Genomic DNA, 10,386 nt, shown 5'->3' with positions numbered 1-10,386 from the left:
GGGTGGAGGTTCTGCCGGCCCTCGAGGCCCGCTACCAGATGCGCCTTACCCCCCTGGTGGGGGGGGCGGAGGCCCGCACCTTCGCGGGCGACGGGCTGGTCTTCAAGATTTACCCTCCCGCCCACACCTCCTCCCAGCCCGGAGGCATCCTGGCAGCCCGCCTGGAGGCGCTGAACATGACCAAGGCGGGGCTGGGCGAGTGGGTGGTGGAGGCCTTTGCCATGGATGGGTATGGGGTGCTGGTCACCCGACGCTACCCCGGGAGCAACTTCACCCCTGAGGCCTGCAGCGCGGCCGCCTTGGACGAGCTGGCGGATTTTTTCGCGCGCCTTCACAGCCTAGCCGAGCCCGGCGTGGTCAGCCGGGCCCGCCTGGAGGAACGGCTCGGGCAGTTTGGCGCTACCCTCCACGACCTACCCCAGGCCCAAAGGCTGGTGGGCTGGCTCCGGCCCCACATCGAGGAGGTGGCCGGGACCCCCCAGGCCTTCTGCCACCGCGACCCCCACGCGGGCAACATCCTGCTCAAACACCCCGAGGCCCAAGGGGTGCCAGCAGCCCTGGTGGTGGACTGGGTGCGGGCCCAGCCCGACGACCCCGCGCGCGACCTGGCCATCTTGACCACCGGCACCCTGGAGCTGCTGGGAAAGGAAGCAGCCCTGGCCGCACTCAAGCGGATTGTGCGCCGCTACCCCAACCCCCTGCCCCTCTGGCGCCGCCTGCGCTTCTGGGTGCCCCTCACCTACCTGCACGACATGCACTGGTTCCGCACCAAGCAGCCCGCGGGCTTCAGGGCCGCAGTGGCCGAGAAGCTGCCTCGAGCCTTAGAGTTCTACCAGCACTTTGAAGCCCTGGGCCTCTAGGCCCCTTAGTCCCTAAACAGGCGCTCGAAGGCCTGCGGCCCGCTCCCCTTGCGCCGAAGCCGAAAGAGGTCGTTCTTGAGCTCCAGCACCCCTTCCTGCACGAGCTGCTGGAGGGTCTTCTGCAGCTCGTGCCGAGAGAAGCTCTCCCCCTCCTCGTCCAGCCAGCGGGCAATCTCCTTTTCGCTGGCAAAGCGAAGGGCTTCCACCGCCCTAACCACCCAACCCCGGGTGTCCATGCCTAAATATACCCCGCCTCCCCCAAGGCCGCCATGAGAAGCGCCTTCCCACAAGCCGCGGCCCCGTTGCACAATGGGGGCGTGGACCCTTTCCGGGAGTACCAGGACTACGTGATGGCCCACCGGCTGCGCGTAGCCTTGGACTTCTTCCCTGGCCAGCTTTACACTCTTTCCGAGTACGCCACCCTACGCTTGCGGCGCAGCGAGCTACTACAGAAGCTCGTTCGCTGCCAAGGCGACTCCGCCCTTCTTTCGCGAATAGAGCAGATTTCCGATCAAATTAACTACGGCTTCTGGTCAAACCCAGGGGTCTTGAGCGCCTTCCTAAAGCGCCTCCACCCCGCCCCCCCACCCCTGTTGCAAAGCCCCGAAGGGTTTGAGGAGCTCCTGACCCCAAACGAAAGGCGGCGCCTGGCGGAACCCGGCCTGGCCGGGCGCTACTACTTAGGCTGGCTCCGTCTTCCAGCGCTCCTGGACGAACCCCTACGTTTCGAGCTGGCACGCCAGGAACAGGAAGTCTTGGCCGAGCGGCTGGGCCTATTCCTGGACGATTTTCACAAGGTGGCCGGCTCAGGGTAGGCCACCAGCACCCCATACCCGGAGGCCAGCTCCACCTCTACAGCCCCTGTGGCCAGGTTGGAGAGAGTCCGGGTGCTGCCCAGCGGCACCTCGGCGGAGGCCAGAGGCCAGTGCACGCCTCGGATGGAAAGCCCACCGAACCCCCCCAGGGGCAGGAGGCTCAGCCGGCTGCCCGGGGGCAGGTCCAGAACGAAGCGGCCCGGCACCAGGGGGTGGGCCTCCTCAAGGCCCGAGCTGAGCAGGGTAGGCACCCCTTCCCGAAGCAACCGCACCCCGAGCAGGAGGTGGGCCAACGTCTGGTCGGTCTGCCCCCCTAAGGCCCCCACCAAAATCAACCGGTCTGCCCCACGCGCTAGCGCTGCCCGCACGGCCAGTTCGCCGTCGGTCAGGTCTTTGTCGGTTGGGTGCACCTCCCGGGGAACGTGGGCAAAGGCCAGCTGCAGGTCCGGACCGGCCGAGTCGAAGTCGCCCACCCAAAGCTCGGGCTCCAGGCCCAGGGCCTCAGCGTGGGCCATACCCCCATCGGCCGCAATGGCCCGGCTTCCCCTCACCTGGGCCAAAAGCCTCGAGGTGGGTATCAGCGAACCCCCCAGCAAAACCACAAAAGACGGCATACTCTAAAGGCTAGGCGCCACCGCCTCCTCCTCCAACGGCACCGCCTTCGACCAGTCTATCCGCACCCCAACCCGGTCGCCCGGATAGAGACCGGGTTCTGGGCCCTCCCAAAAGAGCCGATGACCACGCCAGCGCAGCTCCAGCACCACCGTGGGGCCCTTGAAGGTGCGCTCCTGCACCTGGGCTTCCTCCCCTTCACCCAGCCCTATGGCCTCCTGGGGCAGCAGGTGGGGGCGGGCAGGAAGGCCCAGCTCGAGGCTTTCTTTAGGCGAGAACAGGTTGCGCTGGCCCAAAAAGGCGGCCACCCAGAGGGTCTTTGGCCTTCGGTAGAGGCGCTCGGGGGTCCCTTGCTGCACCACCCGCCCCTCCCGCAGGAGGGCCACCTGCTCAGCCAGCGCGAAGGCCTCGGCGTGGTCATGGGTGACCACCAGGGTGGGCACCCGAACCTGGCGCAGGATGGCCCGCAGCTCCCAAAGCAGCTCCCACCTCAGCTTCAGGTCAAGCGCCCCCAAAGGCTCATCCAGGAGAAGCACCCTGGGCCTAGGGGCCAGGGCTCGAGCCAAGGCCACCCGCTGGCGCTCCCCCCCAGAGAGCTGGTGCGGGCGTTTTTGGGCGTGGGGCTCGAGGTGGGTCAGCTCCAGAAGCTCGGCCACCCGGGCCCGCACCTGTTGGGCCTCCCATCGGGCCTCCCGCAGGCCAAAGGCGATGTTCTCATACACCGAGAGGTGAGGAAAGAGGGCGTAGTCCTGAAAGACAAACCCCACCCCCCGGGCCTCAGGGGGTAGGGGGGTTAGGTCGGTCGTCCCCAGCCAGACCTGGCCCGCCTCGGGGGCCTCCAGGCCAGCGATCAACCGCAGGAGGGTGGTCTTTCCGCTGCCGGAGGGCCCCAAAAGGGCCAGGGTCTGCCCTGGGCTCACAGCGAGGGAGAGGGAAAGGGCAAAACCCGGGTAGGTCTTGCGCAGGCCCACCAGCTCGAGCATGGCTCGAGCCTACACCAACCGCCTGAGGCAGGCCAGGCCTGCTGGCCTATGATGGTGGGGGATGCTCATCGTGGCAAGAGGCCTCTCCAAACGCTACGGGCGCGACTGGGTGCTGCGCGGCCTGGACTTTCAGCTAGAAAAGGGGGAAGCGGTGGCCCTCCTGGGCCCCAACGGAGCGGGTAAAACCACCCTTCTTCGGGTGCTGGCCGGGCTGGTGCGCCCCACCTCGGGAAGCCTGGAGGTACGCGGCCGGGTGGGCCTTCTCAGCAACCCCCCGGCCTTCTACCGGCACTTCAGCGGCCTGGAAAACCTGCTCTACGCCCTCCGTATGGAAGGGCGCAGGACAGACGCCCAGCAGGTTCGCGCGGCCCTCGAGCGCATGGGGCTTCCCCCCCACAAACCCCTACTGGGCTATAGCAGCGGCATGAGGAAGCGGCTGGCCCTGGCCCGGCTGGGCCTTCTAAACCCCGAGATATGGCTGCTGGACGAGCCGGAAACAGCCCTAGACGCCGAGGGGCGGGGCCTGCTGGAGGAGATGGTGCAAGCGGCCCGCCTCCGGGGGGGGGTGGTCATCGCCACCCACGACAGGGGGTGGCTTCCCCAGGTGAACCGCGTCGTCCAGCTCTGAGCGCCGATATGATGTCCCTGTGGACTACGAGGTGCTCATCGTGGGGGCGGGCTTCGCGGGCGCCGAGGCCGCCTACGCACTGGCCAACAAAGGGGTCAAGGTGGGGCTGGCGACCACCAGCCTGGACTCGGTTTACCTTCCCTTCACCCCTGTCCAACCCCCCTACCCACAGGGCTCCTTGCTGGCCGAGGTGGGGCCCCTAGGCCAGAAGGGCTGGGCCCTGCACAGCCAGGCCAAGTACCGCCTGGAAAACCATCCCAGAATCCACCTGCTCCAGCTCTCGGCCACCCGGCTGCTGCTGGAGGGCCGGCGGGTGGTGGGGGTGGAGAGCTGGGAAGGCCCCCGCAAAACCGCCGAGAAGGTGGTGCTGGCGGTGGGAAGTTTTCTCTCCCCCAAGCTTTACATCGGTAGCGTGGTGGAGGAAGCCGGCCGCCTTTCGGAGGCAGCCTACCCCGATCTGTACCTGCACCTGCAGGAGCTGGGGTTCGGCTTTGTCCCCCAGGCCGCCGAGGTGCCCCCCCAGGAGGGAACCCCAGGCTACCGGGTGGAGTACCAGGTCTTCGCCCCCGGGGAGTGGGAGGCCCACACCCTCCGCCTCCCCCGGGTAGAAGGGCTTTACGGGGTAGGGCTGTGCGTGCTGGGCAGGGGAAGCTACGCCCAGATGGTGGAAGAGGGGATGCGGCTGGCGGCCCTGCTCTAGGTTGCCCCAAGCAGGGCCAGAATCTTCTGGTCCAAGCGGGAAAGAGGACGCTTCTTGGGGTCCTCTCCCCCCTCCCACGGGGCCTGGTAGACCCAGACCTGGAGCCTGCGGTGGGTGAAGTCGTGGCGCAAGCCCCCCACAAGTCGGGCTTCCTTGAGGCCAAAGCGGCGCAGAAGCTGCTCCAAGCCTTCGGGGCCCTCCGCCATCGGCACCCCCCAAAGCCCCCCCAGGGCCCCTTCCGGCCTGGGCTCCAGGTACACCCCAGCCGGTCCTCGCAGGACCAGCGCGGTGAGCTCGAGGGGCTTCTGTCTGCGGCTTTTGGGCAAGGGGTACCGATCGTGCTCCCCCTTGCCCCGACAAAACCGCTCCACGGGGCAGCGGGGGCAGGCCGGCCTCCTAGGGGTGCAGAGCGTGGCCCCCAGCTCCATCAAGGCCTGGTTCCATTCCCCCGGGGAGGCCCAGCCGAGCGCCCCCTCCAACAGCCCCTGGGCTAGCTGCTGAAGGCGCTTGGGAGGGGGGTCTTCCCATGCATACAGGCGGGAGAGGACCCGGCGCACATTCCCGTCCACCGCAGCCACAGCCTCTCCAAAGGCGATGGAAGCCACCGCCGCCGCGGTGTAGGGGCCCAGCCCGGGTAGCTTTCGGAGGCCGGCGTAGGTAGAGGGCAGGGTACGGGTCTGCTGGGCCAGGCGGTGCAGGTTGCGGGCCCGGGCGTAGTAACCGCACCCCTGCCAGACCCGCAGCACCTCCTCCAAAGGGGCCCGGCCCAGAGCCTCCAGTGTAGGGAAGCGCTCCAGAAAACGGCGGTAGTAGGGGATGGCCTGGGCCACCCGGGTCTGCTGCAGGAGCACCTCCGCCAGCAGGATGCGGTAGGGGTCGCGCTCGCCCCGCCAAGGGAGCGGTCGCTGGCACCGGCGGTACCAGTCCAGCAGGGCCTTCCCTAGCCCAGGAGCTGCCGGTGTACCACCATCAAGCATCTATCCTGCACCACGGGAATCCCGGCCTGCTCGAGCCGCCGGGCAAACGCTGGGTTCTCGATCCCCGACTGCAACCAGACCAGTCCTGGACGCAGCCGGAGAACCTCTTCCAGGTGGCCCAACAACGCCTCGCTGCGGCGGAAGATGTTCAGGATGTCCACCGGCTTCTCCAGCTCGTCCAAACGCCCCACCACCTTCCGCCCCCAAAGCACCCGGCCGGCATAGGCGGGGTTCACCGGCAGCAGCTCATAGCCCTTCTCCTTCAGGTACGATGGGACATAGTGAGCGGGCTTGAGCGGGTTGGGGTGGGCCCCCAGCACCGCCACGGTGCGGGCCGACTGCAGAAACGCCCGAAGCTCCGGAGGACTCATGCTGAGAGGATACTGCCTAGGGCCCTCCATAGGCCTTTAGCAGGGCTACAATCTCCTGGTGGCCTAGCTCAGCAGCCCGCTCGAGGAGGGTCTTCCCATTCAGGGAGCGCCCCAGGTCGGGCCCGGCGTTCTCCAAAAGCCAGCCCACCGCCTCCACCCGGTTGCTCAGGACGGCCAGGCCCAGGGCCTGCTCCATCCCTTCGCGGGCCCCCCAGGCCCAGACCAGGGCCAGCATCTCCGGCCTTCCCGAGAGGGCCGCGTGGGGCAAAAGGGGAATACCGTGGCCCCCCCTGTGCCAGACCAACCCCGGGTCATGGGTGAGCATCCGCTCCACCTCCGCCACATCCCCCAGCATGGCCGCGGTGCAAACCTCCAGCCGGGCCCCCTTGGCGAGCAGGTACTCCGCAATGGCCCGCTGGCCGGTGTGGGCTGCTGCCTGAATGGCGGTATGAACTACTCGCAACCAACTGCGTTTGGTTGGAGTTTCGCGCGACCATCCTCACAAGCTTTGACGTGTGTGGGGCACTCGCTTGCGGCTCCCTTTACGCGCATCCCCGTTCCAGGGATGACCCACGAGAGTATTATACAGGGCTTTGCCCTGGTGGGGCTATCCTTCCCCGGCCAAGGTGGAGCGCTTTGGCCGGGGACTGCCGCCCCACACCCCTATGGTTCAAGGTCGCCGGGCCGCCACTGATGGGCTTGGTGCAAAAGCCCAGGCTCCTCCTCCAGGAGGCGGCAGACCGTCTCCAGGTCGCCGTGGGCGGCCATCACAAAAGCCCGGACCTGTTCGGGAAGAGGCATAACCCAAGCCTACCGCAAAGGGGGGAGAAACCGCTCCGGGTGGGCAGCCCGGTAGGCCCGCCAAGCCTCCCAGTCGCGGGGCCGCCCCTCGGCCTCAGCCCAGCGCCAGAAGTTCATCAGCAACGAGCGGGCGGTACGGGTCTCTTGGTAGAAGATTTCCGCCCCCAGCCCCCCTTCCTCCATCAACCCTGAGTCGTAGAAGGCCCGCAAGGCAGCCTCCAGGTCGTAGGGAACCTGGCGAAACTCCACCCGCAAATGCCCCTCCCCTAGCTCCACCACCAGGTACTGGGCCCGCGCGTCGCCGTTGAAGGGCGAGCCCACCGCCCCGCTGTTGAGCACCAGGGCCCGCTCGAGCCGCCCCATAAACGGGCGGTGGGTGTGGGAGCCCACGAAAAGCTGCGCCGGGTAGCGGTGCTCTATCTCCTCCAGCGCCCCTAGGGCTTGCTCATCGTAGCCTTCCCGGTAGTGCCTCGGTGAGCCGTGGGTAACCCGCAGGGCCACAGGCTGCCCCATCCCCTCGGCCTGCTTCAAGCAGAACACCCCTTCCTCGCTCACCACCACCTGGTAGGGCAGTCCTGCCAGCCAGTCCAGATGCTCGTGGGAAAGCTGGCCCGCCGACCAGGCCGCCGGGGCAAAGAGGGGGTCTTGGTACAGCTCAGCAATGGAGGGGTCCCGCCGGGCCCAGCGCACCAGCAAGTCATCGTGGTTGCCTAGGGTGAAGTAAAGCCCCTTGGGGGCCAGCTTCCTCCCTTCCTGGGAAGCGCTCAGATACAAAAGCCGCTCCACCACCTCCCGGCTCGCCGGCCCTCGGTTGACCAGGTCGCCGTTTACGACCACTACCTCCGGCTGTACCCGGCCTAGATCGGCCAGAACCGCCTCTAAAGCCGGTAGATTCCCGTGTATATCCGCCAGTATTGCAACCCGCATGGTCAGTTTTCCGGGGTGAAAGGACTCCCGCGCAGGCTAATCAGGCCCGTGGCCAGGGCGATGAGCGCCAGGAGCAGCACCAGGCTGGTGGCCAGCGAGAGCATCCAGAAAAAGTCGCGCAAACCCCATAGGGGCGAGGTCTTTGGAATCCGGCGGAGCAGCGAGAACCCCCCTAAGGCCACCAGCCAAAAAACCACCAGCAGCAGAAGGGCCCGGGCCATACCCCCAGGATAGCAGCCCCCCCTCCCCTAGGAAAAAGCCCCGGTCCTCACCGGGGCCTGCTGGCGGGCCGTGAAGGATTCGAACCTCCGACTTTTCGTTTTGGAGACGAACGCTCTACCAGACTGAGCTAACGGCCCGAGTCCTGGGGCTTCCTGCCAGCGGAATGGATTCTAGCACAGGCCCTTCCGAGAAACAACCCGAACGAACCTCCACTTGCCCCAAACCCCCTCCCGCCCCCTGGGAAGAACCCGAGGCCGAGTTAAGACTTTTGTAAGGCCAGCTTTTCTATAATTAGAACTCCTAAAAACATCGTTTTCATTGCCGTGCCGCTCTCAACAACGGAGGTGTGGTATGCAGAGGATTTGGGTCTTGGCCTTGGGCCTTCTCCTGGCCGCCTGCAGCGGAGGCACCGGAGGAAGCGGAAACGCGGGGAACGGAAGCGGCAGCGGAAGCAACAACGTCAGCGTGCGCATCGTTCCACAGACCAGCCAAGCCCTGGCCTACTACCGGGTAGGCCAGGGAGGCTGGCAGGCCATCACCTTTACCGGAAGCCAGGCTGGCTTTTCGGCGAGCGGGGAGTACGAGGTGGCTGCAAAGTGCGCAGGAAGCCTCCAGCTATTCAAGGCTACCCCTGAGCAGATCTCCGAGGTAACCCTGATCTGCCCCTCCGGCCCTCTGAGCTTCGCCAACGTCACCCTGAACGTCCAGCCCCCAGCCCAGATCGGGGGGGTAAACCTCCAAGACGGGGATTGGGTGGTTGTCCTGCCCGGTTCTGCTGGCTCCGGCTCCGGCCCGCTGAGCGGCGGTCAGGCCACCTTCTCCCTCTCCTCGCTTGCAGGGCAGCAAAAGCTGCTCATAACCGTCCTCAGAGTGGACGTTTCCGGAAGCAACCCCAGCATCAACCCCATCGGTTGGAGGTTGGTGGATTTGGACCTGCAAAACGGGCAGAGCTACCTGATAGACAACACAGGCTGGCAGCCCTTCGCAGGCTCCAGCGAAATCACCACGACGACACCTCCTTCGGGTTATAACGGGGGCGCCTTCGTCCTCTTCTTCAAAGACGGGATGAAGCAGCCCGGCACAGTGGGGGGTTTCAACCGCTACGGCCTTCTCGGGGCTACGGTGGGTGGAAAGTACCTGGGCTTTGCCCAGTTCTCTCAGGGCACAAACCCGGAGAGAAAACTCCTTGCTCTGAAGGAAACTGGCGGGAGCAACTGGGCGCCGAGCCTGGCCCAGCCCTGGCCCAGCGGAGGGCTTAGCGTGAACGGAACGAGCTTCACAGTGAGCTACCCAGGGGCCCTGGCCTTCTCCCTATCCGCCTCTGGGCTCCTGCGCAACGCAGGGGACGGGACCCCGCTGGAGCTCCGGGCCTTCTTCTTCCCCGGCGGCCCCAGCACCACCTACGCCCTGCCCAGCCTGGAGGGGCAACTCGGCTACACGGTGGTAGGCGACCCCTCGGCAAACCGCACCCTGGAAGCCTCCGCGCTGACCCGAGGCAGCCCGATCAAAGGGCTTATGTTCGCGGCCTTTCAGGGGAGCGGTGAGCCGAGCGAGGCCATGCTCCAGGGGATAGACCTGGCCTGGGCCTCGGTCCGGGTCTCTTACTCCAGCCCAAACTACACCCTGCCCTAGCCTCAGGAACCCACCCCGGCCCCTAGGGGCCGGGGTCTGGAAACTCACCCAACCCTCGCGAAAGCCTTTAGAATAGGGCTATTTTGAGGGTCTTGCTCTTCCTCTTGCTCCTTCTGGCAACGGGCGTGCGAAGCCAAGACCTCCCGCCGGTGCGCATCGGCGGGCACCCGGGCTTCACCCGGGTGGTTCTGGACCTACCCAAGGGGGCTACCTACGAAGTGGAGCCCCTAGGGGCAGCGCTGCGGGTCACCCTCAGAGGGGTGGGGGTAAGCCCCGGGGTGCGGTTCGTAGAGCGGCCCGAGCTGGCTGGATACGTGCTGGAGCAGCACCAGGACAAGGCCGTACTGCTGCTGCTCACCCCCCAGGGGGCCACCCCTCGGTCGGGCTACCGGGCCTTCTCCCTACCCGCCTTGGAAGGGGAGGGCGAGCGGCTGGTGCTGGACCTCTCGGGGGCCTTTGTGGACAAAAGCCCGCTCGCTCTCCAGCCCACCTTTCGCTTCGTCAGGGCCAGTGGGCAGCGCTTTTCGGTGGTGGTGGACGCCGGGCATGGGGGAAGCGACCCAGGGGCCCTCGGACCGGTGGCGGAGAAGTGGGTCACCCTGGAGCTGGCCCTGCGGGTGCGCCGCTTCCTGCAGGAGGCGGGAGTGGGGGTGGTTCTGAGCCGCGAGGCAGACACGGCCTTCTCCGACGACAAGCGCACCGACCTGGCCCGCCGGGTGGCCCTGGCCGAGGGAAGGCACCTTTTCGTTTCCATTCACGCCAACGCCGCCCCCCCTGGAAAGGCCGAGGGGTGGTGTGGGCTGGAGGTCTATTACTACAGCCCATCCAAGATACGGCCCTTTTTTCCCTCCCCCGCAC

At 66.8% G+C, this 10,386-nt stretch carries 15 protein-coding genes and 1 tRNA gene; 6 read left to right on the top strand and 10 right to left on the bottom strand.

Features of this window, described 5'->3' with window-relative positions; all coding sequences use genetic code 11:
* Positions 1-2 precede the first annotated feature (2 nt).
* Positions 3-860 carry a phosphotransferase family protein gene (locus Mlute_RS12130; protein WP_119360889.1) on the top strand — a complete coding sequence of 286 codons (858 nt, stop codon included), beginning with the start codon at positions 3-5 and terminating at the stop codon, positions 858-860.
* Between the two features lie 5 nt (positions 861-865).
* Here Mlute_RS12130 and Mlute_RS12125 read toward each other — a convergent pair whose 3' ends face one another.
* Positions 866-1,096 (bottom strand): hypothetical protein, encoded by a 231-nt coding sequence (locus Mlute_RS12125; RefSeq protein WP_119360888.1) that lies wholly within the window; start codon positions 1,094-1,096, stop codon positions 866-868.
* Between the two features lie 81 nt (positions 1,097-1,177).
* On the opposite strand from Mlute_RS12125, the gene Mlute_RS12120 reads away from it, so the two are divergent.
* Entirely contained in the window at positions 1,178-1,675 is a 498-nt protein-coding gene (locus Mlute_RS12120; protein ID WP_119360887.1) for a hypothetical protein, read from the top strand.
* Here Mlute_RS12120 and Mlute_RS12115 read toward each other — a convergent pair.
* The gene (locus Mlute_RS12115; RefSeq protein WP_119360886.1) at positions 1,651-2,289 is read right to left on the bottom strand and encodes a thiamine diphosphokinase; all 639 of its coding nucleotides are present in this window, start codon (positions 2,287-2,289) and stop codon (positions 1,651-1,653) included. The two genes, Mlute_RS12120 and Mlute_RS12115, sit on opposite strands and share 25 nt — an antisense overlap.
* Before the next feature lie 3 nt (positions 2,290-2,292).
* Entirely contained in the window at positions 2,293-3,270 is a 978-nt protein-coding gene (locus Mlute_RS12110; RefSeq protein WP_119360885.1) for an ABC transporter ATP-binding protein, read from the bottom strand.
* Between the two features lie 61 nt (positions 3,271-3,331).
* Between Mlute_RS12110 and Mlute_RS12105 the strand changes: the two genes are divergently transcribed.
* Together Mlute_RS12105 and Mlute_RS12100 are read left to right on the top strand one after the other, a co-directional pair.
* Positions 3,332-3,898, top strand: a complete 567-nt coding sequence (locus Mlute_RS12105; RefSeq protein WP_119360884.1) for an ABC transporter ATP-binding protein — start codon at positions 3,332-3,334, stop codon at positions 3,896-3,898.
* Positions 3,899-3,917: 19 nt separating this feature from the next.
* Positions 3,918-4,598 (top strand): FAD-dependent oxidoreductase, encoded by a 681-nt coding sequence (locus tag Mlute_RS12100; RefSeq protein WP_119360883.1) that lies wholly within the window; start codon positions 3,918-3,920, stop codon positions 4,596-4,598.
* Here Mlute_RS12100 and Mlute_RS12095 read toward each other — a convergent pair.
* The 7 genes from Mlute_RS12095 to Mlute_RS12070 form a co-directional block, all read right to left on the bottom strand.
* Positions 4,595-5,575, bottom strand: a complete 981-nt coding sequence (locus tag Mlute_RS12095; protein WP_119360882.1) for an A/G-specific adenine glycosylase — start codon at positions 5,573-5,575, stop codon at positions 4,595-4,597. The genes Mlute_RS12100 and Mlute_RS12095 overlap by 4 nt on opposite strands.
* On the bottom strand, positions 5,539-5,946 hold the full coding sequence (locus tag Mlute_RS12090) for a CoA-binding protein (RefSeq protein WP_119360881.1): 408 nt from the start codon (positions 5,944-5,946) through the stop codon (positions 5,539-5,541). Before Mlute_RS12090 ends, Mlute_RS12095 begins: the two co-directional genes overlap by 37 nt.
* A 16-nt stretch (positions 5,947-5,962) precedes the next feature.
* Positions 5,963-6,409, bottom strand: coding sequence for an ankyrin repeat domain-containing protein (locus Mlute_RS12085; RefSeq protein ID WP_119360880.1), 447 nt, complete (start codon positions 6,407-6,409; stop codon positions 5,963-5,965).
* A gap of 200 nt (positions 6,410-6,609) precedes the next feature.
* Positions 6,610-6,747 carry a hypothetical protein gene (locus tag Mlute_RS15685; RefSeq protein ID WP_182482558.1) on the bottom strand — a complete coding sequence of 46 codons (138 nt, stop codon included), beginning with the start codon at positions 6,745-6,747 and terminating at the stop codon, positions 6,610-6,612.
* Positions 6,748-6,756: 9 nt separating this feature from the next.
* Positions 6,757-7,674 carry a metallophosphoesterase family protein gene (locus tag Mlute_RS12080; protein WP_119360879.1) on the bottom strand — a complete coding sequence of 306 codons (918 nt, stop codon included), beginning with the start codon at positions 7,672-7,674 and terminating at the stop codon, positions 6,757-6,759.
* 2 nt (positions 7,675-7,676) lie between these two features.
* A complete protein-coding gene (locus Mlute_RS12075; protein ID WP_119360878.1) occupies positions 7,677-7,895 on the bottom strand; it encodes a hypothetical protein in 219 nt (72 codons plus the stop codon).
* 61 nt (positions 7,896-7,956) lie between these two features.
* Positions 7,957-8,033, bottom strand: a tRNA-Trp gene (locus Mlute_RS12070).
* Positions 8,034-8,247: 214 nt separating this feature from the next.
* On the opposite strand from Mlute_RS12070, the gene Mlute_RS12065 reads away from it, so the two are divergent.
* Positions 8,248-9,528, top strand: a complete 1,281-nt coding sequence (locus Mlute_RS12065; protein WP_119360877.1) for a hypothetical protein — start codon at positions 8,248-8,250, stop codon at positions 9,526-9,528.
* A gap of 83 nt (positions 9,529-9,611) precedes the next feature.
* Positions 9,612-10,386: N-acetylmuramoyl-L-alanine amidase family protein (locus Mlute_RS12060; RefSeq protein WP_245958958.1), on the top strand; the 775-nt coding region annotated here is incomplete at its 3' end.

Source organism: Meiothermus luteus (assembly GCF_003574085.1).
Lineage (GTDB): Bacteria > Deinococcota > Deinococci > Deinococcales > Thermaceae > Meiothermus > Meiothermus luteus.
Note: the sequence above shows the minus strand (reverse complement) of the source record. Positions and strands in the feature narration are given on the sequence as shown.